The sequence below is a fragment of the Pseudacidobacterium ailaaui genome, from assembly GCF_000688455.1.
Taxonomy (GTDB): domain Bacteria; phylum Acidobacteriota; class Terriglobia; order Terriglobales; family Acidobacteriaceae; genus Pseudacidobacterium; species Pseudacidobacterium ailaaui.
On sequence record NZ_JIAL01000001.1, the window covers coordinates 2,781,029 to 2,796,809 of the forward strand.

Here is a 15,781-nt window from a genome sequence, read left to right on the forward strand (position 1 = left end):
ATGCTTCTGGAAGGTATTTTCCCCGCCATCACCACACCTTTTTTGGCTGATGGGCGCCTCTATCTACGTAAGCTGGAAGAAAATGTCGAGCGCTATTCCCGCGCACCCGTGTCCGGGATCGTGGTCCTGGGATCAACCGGCGAGGCCGTCATGCTGGATGATGATGAGTCGCGGGAAGTGCTTCGGACTGCAAGTCAGGCTGCTTCTCCGCAGAAGGTACTACTCGCGGGGACTGGAAGAGAAAGTGCTGCGGCCACGCTGAAGCTGGCGGAATGCGCAGCGGACCTCAATTATGATGCCGTGCTTGTCCGGACACCCAGCTACTATGGCCCTCTGATGCGTCCTCTGGAAATGGCGACCTATTTCCGGACAATTGCAGACCGCTCCCCACTTCCGGTAGTGCTCTACAGCATTCCTAAATTTACGAAATATGAGCTTCCTGTAGATCTGGTAGCGGACCTTGCTGCTCATCCGAATATTATCGGTATAAAAGATTCCAGTGGAAGCATCGAGCGCATTGCCCAGTTAGTGGCAGCAACCCGCAATGCTCCGAAGCGTAGGACTGAGGTAACTCATGTTTTTACTGCTTACACGGGGCGTATGCGTAAGCAGTTTGAGACGGAAGGCAGCCCGCTGGCGTCCTCAGAATTATTGAAATCGGGCACACCGGCCATAGCCATCGCATCGAAGGCGAAGACCCCGGTGCGGCATAAAGAGGTCGGCTTTCAGGTGCTGAGCGGCTCACCCGACAATGTAAAGCAAGCGTTGGATGCCGGAGCCACTGGATCCGTGCTGGCGTTTGGGGCGTGTGCTCCCCAGGCCTGTCAGGAGATTTATATGGCCTGGAAGGACAATGATCCAGCACTCGCGATGCTGAAACAGGAACGCATTCTTGAAGCTGCTCGTGTCGTAGCCGGGAAGTTCGGCATACCGGGCATTAAATTCGCCTGTGACCTGAATGGATACTATGGAGGTTTTCCCAGAGTGCCCTTGCTTCCTCTCCATGCAGAAGAACAATCTAAAGTCGTCCGCGTTATGGAAGATATAAGAAATTAGTGCACTGACATTCGCCTTACCTCAATCGTGCTGACCACTATGTTCCGGGGCCTTGCCAGGTTCAGGAAAATCCGTGTCATGATCGTCTTCCCTGTCTTTAATGAAAGACCCGGCTGAACGATGGGGAAGTTGGTTCCGCATCGGATCGTGTGTATGGTCGCGAGGGGACTCTGATTCAACGGCGCCTTTATGAACATCGCTGTCGTGATGAAGTTTTGTCATGGACTTCTTCTCAGATGACGGCAGGCCTTACAGGAGTTGTACATCTACTCCCAAGTCGGGTGCTTTCAAGCTACGCTGTTCAACGATAGGCAGAGGGTTTGGATGCCGTAATGCGAACACCCATCCCATTCAGTCGGCTGCGGGCCTGCGCCGCTTCGGGAGTCTGTGGATAGCGCTGGATCAGGCTGCGCATGTCCCGGATTCCTGCCTCGCGCTGGTTCAAGGCCAGCTCTGCTTCAGCCTTTCGCAGTTGGGCGGCAGGGGCCTTTGCGTTTCCTGGAAACTGTTCAAGAACAGCGTCATAGTTCTTAATTGCAGATTTGTAATCACCCTGACGGTAAGCGATTTCTCCCAGATAAAACTGAGCGTTTCCAGCCAGGTTGTCTTGCGGGTAATACTTCAGAACGTCCTGGAATTCACCTGCTGCAACATCATATTTTGCGCTGTTGTAGTCACGGATACCGCCCTGATAGAGCTGGTCCAGGGGCGGCGCCTGGGGCGCCTGCTGCATTGCGGCAGCTCCGTCCGGTCCCGGAGATGGCTGCTGTCCTGGATTTGTGGGTGCAGGTTGCGCATTGATATTCTGCAGTTGTGACTGGATGTCCTGAAGGGTCTTGTCCAGACGGGCAATCCGTGACTTCAGTTCGTCCACTGAGTCGTTCAGGCTCTGAATCTGCCCGGATACCTGTTGTCCACTGACTGCATTCTCGCTCTGGGTCTGCAACTGCTGCTGGATACCATTCATCGTCTGGGACATACGATTGACGCTGTCCGCAGTCTGCTCAATCAGGTGCTGCATCACGGCCAGACGCGAATCACTGGTTTGTTGCAGACGCTGCAGCATGTCCTGGAGCGTTTGTACCTGGGTTTGCAACTGGATGATTTCTTTTGATGCTGCGTGAGCGTCAGGTGCCGGGCAAAAAGCAGCAAGTGCGGCGATGGCGGTGAGATGGATGATTGTCCTTCGCATAGAAAGTCCCCGATTCAAAGTTTAGCCCAAAAGCAAAAGGCAGCACTGCGGGAAACAATGCTGCCGGGACCGATGCAAATTAACGGTCAATGTTGAACTGAGCACGGCGGTTCTGCTGCCAGCACTGCTCGGTGTGGTCCGTGCAGAACTGCTTTTCTTTGCCATAACTGACTGTGCGTAGGCGGTCTGGGCTCACTCCGGCATTGACCAGGGCCTGTTTGGCAGCATTGGCGCGATTTTCACCCAGCGTCAGGTTGTATTCAATAGAGCCGCGCTCATCGCAATATCCGCCAATGACTACTTTCAGATTTGGGTGCTGGTTCAGGAATGCAGCGTCCTGCTGAATGGTAGGCTGCGCATCCGGGCGGATCTCGTAGCTGTCGTAATCAAAGAAGATGTCATGGACATTCTGATGGAAGAGTGTATCGTCCATGTTCTCTTCCTGCATGTTGCTTGCCTGGGGCGCGCTGTTTACCGTAAGACGGGCCGTGGCGTCTGCAGAGCCCCCATCTCCCCGCGCAATCAGGTGATAGTTGGTGGATTCGGTCGGTTTTACATTCATGGTGCCAGCAGTCGCAACCTGGCCAATGCCCTCAATGGATACATCCGTGGCATTTGTCGTCTTCCAGGTCAGCACAGCGCTTTCACCTGCGTTAATGGATGTGGGATTGACGGTAATTTCAGCCGTCGGCGCGGGTGCAGACACCGTCGGTGGAGGAGGTGGAGGCGGCGCTGGTTTTTTCTTATGACATCCAGCGACAGCCAAAAGGGCTGCCAGACTGATTGCGGAAGCGATGTACTTGCGATGATTGACTTGCACGATTCTCCTCCAGGAGTGTTGTATTTTCATTTTCACCCAAGAAAGAGCGGCGAGGTGTTCTGCCGCAGTCCTTGCAAAAATTTTATTTCCAGCTCCAGTTCGGCATCGAGTTGGAGCCTCCATGGGTCAACTGATGCTGCTCTGTTCCGTCTGCCAACATGGTCCAGATTTGTGTTCCGTTCCCATCTTCACGCTGGAAGACGATGTGGCGCGAATCAGGAGACCAGGAAGGAAAGTCGCAGCGTCCTGAATCATGGGTCAACTGTGTCCATCGCTTGCTGGCAATGTCCATAATGTAAATGTCCTGTCCACCCGGCGCGCCCGGACCATATTTACGGTTCCAGGCAAAGGCAAGAAATTGTCCATTTGGCGACCAGGCGGGGGAGGTAGCGTATCCGCCATCAGTCATGCGCTGCACATTTGCCCCGTCAGCATCCATGATGTAAATCTGGGGCAGCCCAGTGCGCCCACTGACCCAGGCAATTTGTGCGTTTGTCTTTGGGTTCCATACTGGCGATACGTCAGGTCCTCGGAATGCAGTAACACGGTGTAATCCAGTTCCATCCGAGTTCATGGTGTAAATTTCCGGGTCACCGGTAATCGAGGCCGAAAGGGCCAACTTTGATCCATCGCTTGACCACGCGGGAGAAACCGTTGTCCCTCCGGGAGAGGGGAAGCTCACCATGCGGTTCAACAAAAGCGAGTACATCCGGATGGACCACCCGTTTTTCCCCAGGCTGGAAAATGCAACACGCGAGTTGTCTGGCGCGACCCTTGGTGAAAGCGAAATGGTGCCCAGGTGAGTCAGCGGGTGAGCATTTTCACCGTCATAATCCATGACCCAAATCTCTTTATTCCCACCTCGCGACGAGACGTAATAAATCTTTGTTTCGCAGATACCGGGAATGCCGCCGAGCCGCGCGATGATTTCATCCGCAAAGCGGTGGGCGATATTGCGCACATTATTGACGTTGGCAATGTCCGTGTATTGTTTGCCTAGGATCTGCGGGGACTGCTGATTCTTCGCGTCGAAGAGATAGCCCAATATCGTCACCCTACCGTTTTCCACACCGATCGCGCCAAAGGCCACCATATCTGCATTGGAGGGTGGTGCAGACCATTGCGATAGATTCATCTCCTGGGGAGAACCTGGCATGAGCGGAGGCGCCATGCTCTTTGAAACCATGTCAAAGATTCCGGCGTTTGAGAGGTCGTTAAAAAGGGTGGTGTCAAAGGCGTTCTTTAGATCGCTTGTCTGAGGGTCAGCAGATGTAGGCTTAAAATTCGCCGCGGCAAGCCGCACTTTCGCAGCCCCCAGATTCGTGCCGGTGCGGACCCAGTCCTGCGCGAAAGCGGTCAGACAAGCAAAGGTGCTAAGAAGAAAAAAGGAGAAGAAAATCCGCAAATTCACTAACAAATGCTTCTTGCCTATATTCATTCTTCCGTCCCGCAGACTGAAATACGAAAAGTACCGGGATCACCACCCCGGCCACTCACAATAGTACGACACCGAAAGGGAACTACCACTGTACCCGGCCGGAAGCGGACCATAAGAATCCACGCGTTGCACAGCTCTTAGACATGAGGAGTCAAGGCTTGGTGAGCCGCTCGATTGTTCCACTCGGATGCGACTGGGAGAACCATCGCGCGAAATGATGAAAGACAAATACACTCGCGCTCCTGCCGGAGTTCCCGGAGCGACTTCCTGCAATAACCAGTTTTGCGCAGTCTTTCTCTTAATCAAATCCACATACCAGGGGAACCTCGAACCAAAGTCCCCCCCATTGATTGCGACGGGATTGTTGCCGTTCGGGTTGCTTGTGGTGGATCGGGGAATATTCGACTGCTGTGCTTCTCCATAGTAGGCCCGGTTTTTCTGATTGGGCACAGGCTGTGGATGCTTGCTCTGGCTGGGGTTGGCCGCTTTGGGGGCCTGTTTTACGGGATTCTCCTGTTTTTGCGGTGCTTGCTGTTTTACTTTTGGCTGCTTTTGCTTCTCCGGGACCGGGATGGCTTCCGGAGGTGGAATGGGCTCTGCTTTCTGGGGAGCCGGTGGCGCTGGAGCTGGACTCTGGTGCTCAGTGGCCAAAACATTTTCTGTTGGCTTCTGTTCGCTGGGCAAGGGAAGTGTAGGGGCAGAACTGACCAACGTAGCCTGTATGGCCCCTGGGGCAGACTGATTGTTTCCCCAAATGCCACCATGAAACCTTCCTGCTAAAAAGACATACAGCGCGATCAACCCGGCAATTCCAAGATGGAGCAAAACGGAGCCCGCTGTAGGGCCTCCAAGCCGGTCGGGTTCCATGTTCATTCTTGCGCTGATTCTCATGGCTAGTTTGGTTCGCGTGTCTTTTCGCCGGCTGAGTCAACCCGTGTTACTTTGTCGGGCCGTTCTCAACAGGCTGTGTCACAATGCTGATGTTCGTGATTCCTGCCTGCTTCACGGCATCCATGACGGAGGCAAAGGCCCCAAAAGGCACGCGCTCGTCGGCGCGCAGGTAAATGACCTGATGCGCAGGGTCTTTGCCCGGCTGATGCAGGCGCGATGGCAGGTCAGCAAGGTTCACCGGCTGGTCACCGAGAAAGACGCGTTGGTCTTTGTCAATCGTCAAGACCAGCCGCTGTTCGGTAATTTCCTTGACCGTTTTTGTTTTCGGAACAGCGACGTCGATGCCGGACTGCAGTACCGGGGCCGTCAGCATAAAAATCACAAGCAGCACTAGCACCACATCCACCAGAGGGGTGATGTTAATTTCCGCCAGTGAGGTCTGAGTATGTCCGCTTCTACTTGTGAAGGCCACGCGCGGCCTCCCTTTCAAATGGGTCTTGATTGGGCGCCAGTTCCGACTCTTCCATGCTGTTGAGTAGTTCGCGCGAAAAATCGTCCATTCTGGCGCCGAACTCCCGGCATCGGGCCGTGAACTGGTTGTAGGCAATGACGGCGGGAATGGCAACGACAAGACCTGCCGCTGTGGTAATCAGGGCTTCCGATACGCCAGGGGCCACCGCCCGCAGCGTTGCTGCGCCCGCCGTGCCGAGCCCATGAAATGCATCCACAATCCCCATAATGGTGCCAAAAAGGCCCACAAACGGCGAAATGGCCCCAATCGTAGCAAGCCACGTCAGCCGCTGTTCCAGCACGGTCAGGGCCTCACTTGACGCCGTCTGCGCCGCGCGTTCCAGGGCTGTGATGTTGCGGGGCGGACCATAGCCTCCGGTTTGACGACGGTAAGTCTCATAAACCTCATCAAAAACATTCACCAAAGGACTGGGCTTGAACTGCTCGCTGACCGCTGCAATTTCTTGTAAACGATTGGCCTTACGGAAGGCGCGCAGAAAGCGGCTACTCTGCGTGCGCGCACGCTTAAAACTCCCCCATTTGCCTAGGATGATCGCCCACGAGTAGATGCTGAAGATTAACAGCACCAGCAAAACGCCAATGGCCACCGGCCCGCTGTTTTGCAGCATCTCCACAATGGCGCTACCGCTGGGAGGCACAGGCGGAGCAGCGGCGTCCGGTTCCGCCTGAAACAAAAAGAAGGCGAATATCAAAAGATGTGTCATTCCCACTATCAACGTTAGCAGAAGCAGATTGTCACTACCAGGTTGTACGACGTCCTGAAACGAAAATCGTCATGTCACAGACAGAAAGCGATACTTCTGCAACCCCCAAGGGACCTTTTCTCGTCTCATTGGTTACGCGGCAGTGATTTTGTGGCCGTAAAGCCTGAAGGAGAAATGCGATGGTCATGCTGCAACCTGGACAATGCGGACTTTGTGCTCATTTCGGCGAGCCACACCCGGCAACTCCTATGTTGATTCAGATTCATTCCAGCAAACAGGCTCCAGAAACATTTATGGATGATTGTGGTCATCCCAAACTTGCTTCACTTCATTTGAAAGTGAGCGCCATGAGTGGATGTGACGGTTTCGAGCCGGCCAAAGCGGCTTGAGTCCGTCTACGCCGATTTGAAGGAACCGATGCATATCTCACGCGTTTAACGATGCGTGTGCCCGGATTACGGGAACTGCCTCCTACTTTGCGTCGTACCATTTAGAACAAGTAAAAGATGCTCTTTCCCCCGTTCCCCTGATATCCTGCGCGCAGGATGCTCCTTGAACTGCGCGCAGAGAATTACGCCGTCATTGATCATGCCATAGCAGCTTTTGGTCCCGGCCTAAACCTGTTGACGGGAGAGACTGGGGCTGGGAAATCCATTCTGGTAGACGCTCTGGCCCTCCTGATGGGGGAAAAGGCCTCCTCCGAAGTGGTCAGGCATGGAGCGGAAAAGGCTGTGGTGGCCTGTGTCTTTGAGCCCACACCGGGAGCAGAGGCCATTCTTGAGACCAATGGGATTGATGCTGCCGGCCAGGAGATTATTCTGCGACGCGAGATCTTTGCTAACGGGAAGGGCCGCGTCTTTATCAATAATCAGCCGGCCACAGTAACAGTACTTCGGCAGCTCGCCCCGGAGCTGGCGCTGATTCATGCGCAAAGCGAGACACTGGGGGCCTTTGACCAGGCGCAACAGCGGGGACTCCTAGATCGCTTTGGTGAAATTTCCACTGAAAATCTGGCCATTTTGCATCAAAAATGGCGCGACATTCAGCAAAAACTGGCCGATTTGGAACGTGATGAGCAGGACCGCCTACGTATGGTAGATCTCTGGAGCTTTCAGCGCAACGAAATTGAGAGCGTAAATCCAAGGGAGGGGGAAGATGAAATGCTGGAAACCGAACGGCGTGTTCTTTCCAACGCTGAAAAGCTCTATACGGCCGCAATGAATACGCATGAGCTTCTTTATGAGGGTGCAGCTTCAGCAGAAACCGCGCTTCGCGCTGCGTTGAAACAACTGGAAGAACTTGCGCGGTATGATGCAAAATTTCAGGACGCGATCCAGCAAATCGCTTCAGCCCGCGCTGTGGTGCAGGACGTCAGCGCCACTGTCCGGGACTATGCCGAAGGCATTCAGGCTTCGCCAGAGCGCCTGGCTGAGATTGAAGACCGCCTTGCGGCACTCGACCGTCTCAAGCGCAAGTATGGTGCAACGCTTGCCGAGGTCATCGCTTATGGTGAGGAGATTGCAGTAAAGCTGAACGAAATTGAGAACAGTGATGAAATTGTGAAATCTCTGCGCGTGGAGCTAAAGGCAGCAGAAGATGAGTACCGCAAGGCCGCGCAATCACTGACCCACCTGCGCACGGAAGCAGCGAAAAAGCTGGAAAAGCTGGCCGAAGCGCAGATCAACGACCTTGCCATGAGGGCGCGCTTTGCCGTAACTGTGACGCCGAGTGAAGACCCAGCCCACTGGGCTGCGCATGGATGGGACACAGTAGAATACCGTATCGCCACCAATGCGGGGGAGCCACTCAAGCCGCTGGATGAAATTGCTTCAGGCGGCGAGATGTCCCGTGTTTTGCTGGCGCTGAAAGTCAGCGTGGAAGAAGGGGCCAGCAAGTCCCAGAAAAAGAAGACCCCGGTGCCGCGCACACTGGTCTTTGATGAAATTGATATCGGTATTGGAGGCCGCGCAGCCGAGGCCGTCGGGCAGAAGTTAAAGGCCCTTTCCCGTGCGCAGCAGGTGCTCTGTATCACTCACCTTCCGCAGATCGCTGCCTTCGCTGACCAGCATTTCCTGATAGAGAAAAAAGAGCAGGGCGGTCGCACAAAGACCTCGGTCCGTTTGCTTGAAGACCGGGAGCGAATCGAAGAAGTGGCCCGTATGTTAAGCGGTGCAAAACTCACAGAAGCATCGCTGAAACACGCCGAACAGATGGTGAAGGCAAGCCGGTGAATCTCTGGCCATGGACGGTTCAATGAAAATCAGCTGCAGTCCATTCTTCAGGCAACTTTTTTCTGTTTCCTGCATCGTTTCATGTAGAAAATAACAAACCTGATGTGAGGAGGTAGATGCGAATGGCACTTGTACGTTGGCAGCCTTTACGCGATCTTACTTCTCTACAGGATCGCGTGAACAAGTTGTTTCATGAATTTTTCCCAGAGATAGAAGGTGAAACTCTGTCTCTGATGCAACCGTGGTTTTCTCCAAAGACAGATGTATATGAAGAAGACGATAGTATTCTCCTCGAAATGGAGATACCGGGAATTCGTCAGGAGGACCTCAATATTACGGTCGAAAACAATGTTCTCACAGTGAGCGGAGAGCGCAAACATCAGGAAAGCAGGAAGCAAGAGCGCTATCATCGTACCGAGCGCTTCTACGGCAGCTTTTCCCGTACGTTTACGTTGCCGGCAACTGTGGATGCCGACCAGATTGAGGCCAAATATGAAAATGGGGTGCTATCGCTGAAGATGCCGAAGAAGGCGGAAGCCCGGCCACGTCAGATCAAAATCAGCACTCCAACAGTAAAACAGATCGCTGCTTCCAAGGCAGCTTAGCCTGTCCAGGCTTCTGGTTTTTATTGACCGGGTATGAGGCTTGCCTCTGAGCAAGGCCTCCCCGGCTCTTTACATTCATCATTTGCTTGGAGGGGTGCGATGAAGTTCTTGAGGGAATTTCTGTGCTCCGCTGTCATCCTTGGTTTGTGTGCCTATGCGTATTCGTCTGATAACAACGCTAAATTCAAGACGAGATACTCTCAGGCCAGTCTACTCAAAGCGGCACAGGATGCTTTGGACAGGGACCCGGCACTGGCCCTGGTGGAGGTGTCCATTGCCCATGGCGAGGCAACACTTTCCGGATCCGTTGAGCACTATCAGGACAAGCTCGATGCAGAATTTGCTGTGCGGTCCCTTCCAGGGATTGATCATGTTCAGAACCATATCCAGGTAACTGCATCTCCGGTGGATGACGCGACTTTGCAAAAAGAAGTTGAAGATCGTCTCCGTTATGGGTGGCCGAGTGAGGCATCCGGGCTGGCGAATGTGCAAGTTTCTGTTGCGAATCGTGTGGTTACGTTGTCCGGAACGGTGGATGGTCCGGTATCTCATGCATTGGCACTGGCCATCGCTGGCAGCACAAGCGGTGTAGTAGACGTGCACGACAAGCTACGCACAACGCCAGACCTGAATGACACTGAGCAAGTGCGTCTGGAGTTGAGCAAACTTCTTCAAACGGAATATCCAGGAGTGGCTGCAAGGTTGAAAGATGGAATTGTGACTCTAATGGGATCTGTAGCCAACGATCAAGAGAAAAAACAGCTGATAACAAGGGTGAACGGCATCTATGGCGTTATCAGCATAGACGATGAGTTGGTGGTAGCCAGTCAACGTCGCAGCAGCGAGATGCGCGATGCTGCATTCGCAAATTCTCTTGCATCCGCGTGTCCTACTGCTCAGTAAAGCTGGCCGCTCTTAAGAAAAGAGAAAGGGTGTGGGGCATGAATCTCTTTGTGGGGCAGATGGTTTTAAAAAAGGACGTTCTCCTGCCGGAACCTCTTCGTGCAAAAAGCATATTGTCGTTCGAGGATTGGTTGTTGCTGGAGGAAAACGCAGGCCAAGTTGAGAGGAAAGTACGACTTGCGGGATGGCATTTCTTTTGGCTGACACATGCATGGGACGGTTGGTCGATGGCTTTCAACGCGCAACGATCATTAGAGAAAGCATTGATTAAGGCCTTACGGAAAATCGACAGGCGGTTTCATGCAGCTGAAATTACTACAATCAAATGCTACCGCTTACTGGGGCTACGCTTTTGCAAGGTCCTCGTGGAAGCCAGGCATATCCAGCACGGCCCAATCCTTGGGCTGACAGAACCCGTAGGGATGATGAATCGATCATCTGGAAATACAGAGACAGAGAAGCGGCTTCCGTCAGCAGCCTAAACTTGTAGAGTGGTCGCTTTCCTGTGGTGGGAAGCACATTGGGGCTGCATGATGTCGATCTGTACCTGGTGTGTGTTTTATTGGCGGGTACAAGCTGTTCACGGTCAGACTTGAAACCTTATTGCAATTGAATCCTTCGTCGCCGCTGCCATTAATCGGCTATCATCGTCTCACCGGGAAGGATCGGTCTGGTTCTTGGCAACAGGCCCAGGGCTGCCGCCACTCCCAGAATTACAAGTAAGCCTGCATAAACGATCAGCTTTAGGAGATCTGTGGCATGGGTTTTGGGCAAGGTCTTCCAGAGAAGCAGCAGAACAGTCTGCGCGACGGTGACCGACCAGACCGCCCCATAAAAATAGCGACGTTCCACACCCTCTCCTTTGGTAGAGCGGCGGACGCGCGGCAGCAGGCCAGCAAATCCAAGCAGCAAGATCAAGCCACACAGTGGGAAGTAACCGTAGCGGTAAATTTGCATCATGTGCCATGACCCGCTTGTGACGGCATCGATTACTCCGGCAAGATTGAGGAGCGCAAAGCTCAATACGGCATTCCACCCGAAGGTGTAGCAGACTTTGCGATACAGTGGGTTTGGGCGGTCTTCATCGAAGCGCAGAATGTAGGGGCGCGGCTCTGCACCTGGCAACTTGCCGCAGTACGCAGCGATTCCTGTGCCCGTCAGCACCACACCAAGCCAGAGGAGGTTCCAGCGGCTGCCGCCCCGAGCGAAAAGATCAAACGTTAACCAGCCTGGCGCTAGAAAGAAGACCCATATCCAGATTGGCCAGTGTGCCAGCCGGTAAAGCGGTGTGTTGCGCACACGAATTTTTCGATGCGCAGCGTATTCCGCTTTGATGGGAATGGCCATATACGCTTGACCGCAGTGTGGCAGGCCATTGTGCCGGTGGTCAAGGGAGAAACCTTTTTTGAGAGCATCATTAATTGACGCTCAAATCTCCATCCACATCTACCACCAACATATCTCCTTCTACCTGCATGGAGTGGATTTTTAAACGGTCGAGCTTCAGGTCATACCCGGTGCTTTGCAAAGACTGTGCCAGCACCTTTCTTAACAAATCCGCAGCATTTACCTTCATGCTAGACGGAATTTTGCGGTCCAGGAACGGTACCAGTAAGAAGTTTAGTTCGCGAGATTCGCTCAGATGCTCGATGCGTGCATCGCGAAAGCCGATGGTTTCCCCCTCAGCATCTGGCAACAGGGAAACATCGGCCTCTGGCGACAGGCCGATTCCAATACACATACCATGCAGATGTGTGCCCAGCCTTGCGCTGGTATGTACATGAACAACGATGCGGTCTCCGGAGAAGGAGACTTTCGGTGAATCTGCGTACACGTAGCAAGGAGAGCCGATGTCCCCTTTGATGTAGTACCGTCCGCTTGGTGCATTGAAGAGTTGGCTTTTGAGTGTGTGTTCAAGCGCCTGTGCGGAAATCCTGAGCTCAACTGCATACGTGGTCCTGGCCATGAGGAACAGTAGGAGGCAGAGAGCAAATCTGGCAGCATTCATGCGTAGACTTCTTGCATTGAATTATAGTGCGCCTCTGCGGCGGAGAGACGTATCCATTAAAATCAATGCAGCAATCATTTTACGGGACAAGAGAGACTGCGCTTGGCTTCAGATTCAGTTTTAACCAGACAAGGACCGCTCACTTTTCAGGAATTGCTTTTCCGCCTCCAGCAGTTCTGGGCTGAACGAGGATGTGTCCTGCAGCAACCTTACGATGTTGAAGTGGGTGCGGGTACGATGTCTCCGGACACATTTCTGCGTGTGTTGGGTCCAAAGCCTATACAGATTGCATATGCGCAGCCATCCAGGCGTCCCGCAGACGGCCGTTATGGCGAGAACCCAAACCGTTTGTACAAGCACACCCAGTTTCAGGTGATTCTGAAGCCGCCACCGGCAGACATTCAGGATGTGTACCTCGAATCTTTGGAGGCAATCGGAATAGACCTGCGGGAACACGACATTAAGTTTGAAGAGGACAACTGGGAGTCTCCTACTCTTGGCGCCTGGGGGATCGGATGGCAGGTGATGCTAGACGGGCTTGAGATTACGCAGTTCACCTACTTTCAGCAATGTGGGGGAATTGACCTGGATCCGATCTCCGGAGAAATTACCTATGGTCTGGAGCGGATCGCTGCCTTTCTGCAGGACGTTGACTCAATCTATGACATCGTCTGGTCTCGAGACCCGGCCACAGGTCATGCCATGACCTATGGAGAAGTAAGGCTGGCGGAAGAGCTTCAGTTCTCTGTCTATAACTTTGAGGCAGCAGAGATTGAAAAACTGTGGCAACACTTGCATCTGTATGAGGCTGAATGCCAGACGCTGCTGGCAGGTTTTCAGCAGATTCGTAAACTCAGATCACAGCAAAAGGCACATGAGAGACTCGTGCACGATGAGCAGGAATTTCAGAAATCTTTAAAAAGATTTCCCATACTTGCGGCCTATGACCTTTGCCTGAAATGCTCGCATTTGTTCAATCTTCTGGATGCGCGCGGTGCAATTTCAGTGACGGAGCGTGTCGGAGTGATTGCCAGGATCCGTAATTTGGCAGTGGGTGTGGCCCGGGCCTATGTTGTGCAGCAAGACCCAGCGCTCGCTGCCAGTTGAGAGAGTAGCTCGCTCTCTCTGTGTGTGGACAAAGCCATTCAAAGGAAAGGCCGGAAGCGAAGAGCAACCAGCAAAAATCATGGCAGATTTTCTATTTGAGATTGGACTCGAAGAAGTGCCGGCGCGCATGATTGCTTCGGCGCAGGATGAGCTTTACAGACGCATTACCGAACTGCTGACGCGCGAAAATCTATTGCCAGCGGTGGACGGAGTTTCTTTTTCTACCCCTCGTCGCCTTGCCATCTGGGTGAAGGGAGTCCTTCCGCATCAGGCCGATTCAGAGGAACAGATTATCGGCCCGTCCTGGAGCATTGCTTTTAAGGATGGGATGCCCACCGCAGCAGCACAGGCGTTTGCCCGCAAGGCGGGAGTAGACATCTCTGCGTTGTGGAAAATCGCAACACCAAAGGGCGAGTATGCTGCAGCGAAAGTATTACGCAAGGGACGTGCAGCATCCGAGGTCCTGGCCGAACACCTTCCCAAAGAACTGGCTGCGCTCTATTGGCCCAAAAACATGTATTGGCGTGCGGGTAAGCCGGAGAGGTTTGTGCGTCCAATAAAGTGGATTTTGGCCCTTCTCGACCATGTCATTGTTCCAGTAGAGTTTGCTGGTGTTCATGCTGGAAATCTGAGCTATGGTCACCGCATATTACACGGAGGGCACGCCGTCACCGTCAATCACCCGGCAGAGTATCCTGTTGTGCTGGAAAAGGCCAAGGTCCTTGTAGACGTGGAGGTGCGGCGTCAGCGAATTCGCAAGGCGCTTGATGGGGCAACACGCACAATTTCGGGCGCACGCTGGCGCGAAGATGAGGATCTGGTCCAAACAGTGACCCATCTTACAGAGTGGCCGACTGTTTTACTTGGCGGCTTTGATCCGGATTATCTGTCGTTGCCGGAAGAGGTGCTGGTGACGGTCATGCGTGATCACCAGAAGTATTTTGCAGTTGAAGATGCATCGGGTAAGCTGCTGCCGCACTTTCTCGCAGTATTGAATACAGAGATGGACGAACGTGGCGTGGCTGTAGTTCGTCACGGGAATGAACGTGTCCTGCGGGCACGCTTCAACGATGCACGTTTTTTCTGGACCGTGGATCAGAAAATACCGATCGAAGAACGTGTGGAAATGCTTCGATCTGTGACTTTCCAGAAAGACCTTGGAAGTTATTTTGACAAAACAGGTGCAAACCTTCACATTGCAGATCAGATTGCTTCCTTCGTGATTGGCCGCGGGCATGCCGTGGACAAAGATGCATTGTTGAAGGCAGTCCGCCTGGCAAAAGCCGACCTGACTACAGAACTAGTCAAGGAATTTACTGAGCTCCAGGGAGTTGTTGGTGGTCTTTATGCGCGGGCCCAGGGACTGGGTGAGACGGTTGCAAAGGCCATCTATACACAATATCTTCCCACATCCGCAGAAGACGCGATTCCAGACAGTGCGGAAGGGCAAATTCTGGGGCTTGCGGATCGCATCCAAACCATTACTGCTATGTTTGCGATTGGGCTTGAGCCGACAGGATCCAAAGATCCATTCGCCCTGCGGCGGGCTGCAAACGGCGTGGTCAAAATTCTTGCTGAATCCAATCTTCCCTTGGGGCTCTCTGATTTATTGGAGGCCTCTCGGCAATCAGGAATCTCCATGGCCAGCTCTCTGTCCGGCTTCTTCCAGGAGCGCGTCGAGTTTTATCTCCGGGAGGTTCGTAGATTCAACTATGACATTGTGCATGCTGTGCTGGCAGTTGGATATGATGACGTACGCGACGCAATTGCCAGAGCTGATGCCCTTACATCTGTGCGAGGTTCTGCGGACTTCGTTGCCATCTCCGCCGCATTCAAGCGCATTAAGAACATCCTGCGTCAAGCGGAAGAAAAGGAAGATGGAAAAGAGGACCAGGTAACGGTTGTGGACAGCAAGCTGTTGGTTGATCCGGCTGAAGTGGCGCTTTTTTCAGAGATGGAAAAACTGATTCCTGTGGTTGAATCCCTGCGCGCTGAGAAGAATTATCAGGAGGCCCTCGAACAGATCGCCACGCTTCGCCCGCATGTGGACCTGTTTTTTGACAAAGTAATGGTCATGGCCACAGACACTGCTTTGCGGCGGAACCGTATTCAGCTTCTGGACACTATATTCAATGGGTTTTCCTCAATTGCGGACTTCTCAGAGATTGTAGCTTCGTAGATCGCAGTGGAAGTTTAGGCCTAGGGCCGCTCAGCTTTCTGCTACCCTCATCTTTTGTGTATGCAGACAGATCTATTGCCCCAATTTCGAGCGCTCACTGCTCCCCAGAGACATGC

Annotated in this window: 17 protein-coding genes; 8 read left to right on the forward strand and 9 right to left on the reverse strand. The window is 53.3% G+C overall.

The annotated features are described in order from the left end of the window. Nucleotides 1–1,056 carry a dihydrodipicolinate synthase family protein gene (locus N655_RS0112475; RefSeq protein WP_026443250.1) on the forward strand — a complete coding sequence of 352 codons (1,056 nt, stop codon included), beginning with the start codon at nt 1–3 and terminating at the stop codon, nt 1,054–1,056. A 21-nt stretch (nt 1,057–1,077) separates the two neighbouring features. Here the strand turns inward: N655_RS0112475 and N655_RS0112480 are convergent, their stop codons facing one another. The 7 genes from N655_RS0112480 to N655_RS0112510 form a co-directional block, all read right to left on the reverse strand. After that, nucleotides 1,078–1,278 carry a hypothetical protein gene (locus N655_RS0112480; protein WP_155987588.1) on the reverse strand — a complete coding sequence of 67 codons (201 nt, stop codon included), beginning with the start codon at nt 1,276–1,278 and terminating at the stop codon, nt 1,078–1,080. A gap of 79 nt (nt 1,279–1,357) precedes the next feature. Then, complete coding sequence (locus N655_RS0112485; protein ID WP_026443252.1) at nt 1,358–2,248, reverse strand: tetratricopeptide repeat protein; 891 nt, start codon at nt 2,246–2,248, stop codon at nt 1,358–1,360. Nucleotides 2,249–2,327: 79 nt separating this feature from the next. Further along, the gene (gene pal / locus N655_RS0112490; RefSeq protein ID WP_026443253.1) at nt 2,328–3,068 is read right to left on the reverse strand and encodes a peptidoglycan-associated lipoprotein Pal; all 741 of its coding nucleotides are present in this window, start codon (nt 3,066–3,068) and stop codon (nt 2,328–2,330) included. Between the two features lie 82 nt (nt 3,069–3,150). Beyond that, nucleotides 3,151–4,506, reverse strand: a complete 1,356-nt coding sequence (gene tolB / locus N655_RS0112495) for a Tol-Pal system beta propeller repeat protein TolB (protein WP_044934618.1) — start codon at nt 4,504–4,506, stop codon at nt 3,151–3,153. Between the two features lie 39 nt (nt 4,507–4,545). Next, nucleotides 4,546–5,373: a TonB family protein gene (locus N655_RS0112500; RefSeq protein WP_026443255.1), complete on the reverse strand. Its 828-nt coding sequence runs from the start codon at nt 5,371–5,373 to the stop codon at nt 4,546–4,548. A 70-nt stretch (nt 5,374–5,443) separates the two neighbouring features. Then, nucleotides 5,444–5,869 (reverse strand): ExbD/TolR family protein, encoded by a 426-nt coding sequence (locus N655_RS0112505; RefSeq protein ID WP_026443256.1) that lies wholly within the window; start codon nt 5,867–5,869, stop codon nt 5,444–5,446. Further along, the gene (locus N655_RS0112510; RefSeq protein ID WP_044934622.1) at nt 5,853–6,632 is read right to left on the reverse strand and encodes a MotA/TolQ/ExbB proton channel family protein; all 780 of its coding nucleotides are present in this window, start codon (nt 6,630–6,632) and stop codon (nt 5,853–5,855) included. The genes N655_RS0112505 and N655_RS0112510 overlap by 17 nt, the downstream gene beginning before the upstream one ends. Before the next feature lie 179 nt (nt 6,633–6,811). Between N655_RS0112510 and N655_RS20365 the strand changes: the two genes are divergently transcribed. The 5 genes from N655_RS20365 to N655_RS0112530 all read left to right on the forward strand — a co-directional run bounded on the left by N655_RS20365 (nt 6,812) and on the right by N655_RS0112530 (nt 10,853). Further along, entirely contained in the window at nt 6,812–7,021 is a 210-nt protein-coding gene (locus N655_RS20365) for a hypothetical protein (protein ID WP_081823710.1), read from the forward strand. 156 nt (nt 7,022–7,177) lie between these two features. After that, nucleotides 7,178–8,863, forward strand: a complete 1,686-nt coding sequence (recN, locus tag N655_RS0112515; RefSeq protein WP_026443258.1) for a DNA repair protein RecN — start codon at nt 7,178–7,180, stop codon at nt 8,861–8,863. A gap of 122 nt (nt 8,864–8,985) precedes the next feature. Further along, a complete protein-coding gene (locus N655_RS0112520; protein ID WP_026443259.1) occupies nt 8,986–9,468 on the forward strand; it encodes an Hsp20/alpha crystallin family protein in 483 nt (160 codons plus the stop codon). A 99-nt stretch (nt 9,469–9,567) separates the two neighbouring features. Further along, the gene (locus tag N655_RS0112525; protein WP_162173551.1) at nt 9,568–10,371 is read left to right on the forward strand and encodes a BON domain-containing protein; all 804 of its coding nucleotides are present in this window, start codon (nt 9,568–9,570) and stop codon (nt 10,369–10,371) included. 38 nt (nt 10,372–10,409) lie between these two features. Beyond that, a complete protein-coding gene (locus N655_RS0112530; RefSeq protein WP_026443261.1) occupies nt 10,410–10,853 on the forward strand; it encodes a hypothetical protein in 444 nt (147 codons plus the stop codon). Between the two features lie 151 nt (nt 10,854–11,004). Here the strand turns inward: N655_RS0112530 and N655_RS0112535 are convergent, their stop codons facing one another. After that, nucleotides 11,005–11,718, reverse strand: a complete 714-nt coding sequence (locus N655_RS0112535) for a hypothetical protein (protein WP_026443262.1) — start codon at nt 11,716–11,718, stop codon at nt 11,005–11,007. A 70-nt stretch (nt 11,719–11,788) separates the two neighbouring features. Beyond that, nucleotides 11,789–12,379, reverse strand: a complete 591-nt coding sequence (locus N655_RS0112540) for a hypothetical protein (RefSeq protein WP_026443263.1) — start codon at nt 12,377–12,379, stop codon at nt 11,789–11,791. A gap of 153 nt (nt 12,380–12,532) precedes the next feature. Between N655_RS0112540 and N655_RS0112545 the strand changes: the two genes are divergently transcribed. Both N655_RS0112545 and glyS read left to right on the forward strand, forming a co-directional pair. Beyond that, nucleotides 12,533–13,486 carry a glycine--tRNA ligase subunit alpha gene (locus tag N655_RS0112545; protein WP_238324719.1) on the forward strand — a complete coding sequence of 318 codons (954 nt, stop codon included), beginning with the start codon at nt 12,533–12,535 and terminating at the stop codon, nt 13,484–13,486. Nucleotides 13,487–13,565: 79 nt separating this feature from the next. Further along, nucleotides 13,566–15,665, forward strand: a complete 2,100-nt coding sequence (glyS, locus tag N655_RS0112550; protein WP_026443265.1) for a glycine--tRNA ligase subunit beta — start codon at nt 13,566–13,568, stop codon at nt 15,663–15,665. Nucleotides 15,666–15,781: the final 116 nt, after the last annotated feature.

Bases quoted from the DNA above. Each gene is read 5' to 3' on its own strand.
- N655_RS0112475 (WP_026443250.1), top strand. From the start codon at position 1: ATGCTTCTGGAAGGTATTTTCCCCGCCATCACCACACCTTTTTTGGCT.
- N655_RS0112480 (WP_155987588.1), bottom strand. From the start codon at position 1,278: ATGACAAAACTTCATCACGACAGCGATGTTCATAAAGGCGCCGTTGAA.
- N655_RS0112485 (WP_026443252.1), bottom strand. From the start codon at position 2,248: ATGCGAAGGACAATCATCCATCTCACCGCCATCGCCGCACTTGCTGCT.
- tolB (WP_044934618.1), bottom strand. From the start codon at position 4,506: ATGAATATAGGCAAGAAGCATTTGTTAGTGAATTTGCGGATTTTCTTC.
- N655_RS0112500 (WP_026443255.1), bottom strand. From the start codon at position 5,373: ATGGAACCCGACCGGCTTGGAGGCCCTACAGCGGGCTCCGTTTTGCTC.
- N655_RS0112510 (WP_044934622.1), bottom strand. From the start codon at position 6,632: ATGACACATCTTTTGATATTCGCCTTCTTTTTGTTTCAGGCGGAACCG.
- N655_RS20365 (WP_081823710.1), top strand. From the start codon at position 6,812: ATGGTCATGCTGCAACCTGGACAATGCGGACTTTGTGCTCATTTCGGC.
- recN (WP_026443258.1), top strand. From the start codon at position 7,178: ATGCTCCTTGAACTGCGCGCAGAGAATTACGCCGTCATTGATCATGCC.
- N655_RS0112520 (WP_026443259.1), top strand. From the start codon at position 8,986: ATGGCACTTGTACGTTGGCAGCCTTTACGCGATCTTACTTCTCTACAG.
- N655_RS0112525 (WP_162173551.1), top strand. From the start codon at position 9,568: ATGAAGTTCTTGAGGGAATTTCTGTGCTCCGCTGTCATCCTTGGTTTG.
- N655_RS0112530 (WP_026443261.1), top strand. From the start codon at position 10,410: ATGAATCTCTTTGTGGGGCAGATGGTTTTAAAAAAGGACGTTCTCCTG.
- N655_RS0112535 (WP_026443262.1), bottom strand. From the start codon at position 11,718: ATGGCCATTCCCATCAAAGCGGAATACGCTGCGCATCGAAAAATTCGT.
- N655_RS0112540 (WP_026443263.1), bottom strand. From the start codon at position 12,379: ATGAATGCTGCCAGATTTGCTCTCTGCCTCCTACTGTTCCTCATGGCC.
- glyS (WP_026443265.1), top strand. From the start codon at position 13,566: ATGGCAGATTTTCTATTTGAGATTGGACTCGAAGAAGTGCCGGCGCGC.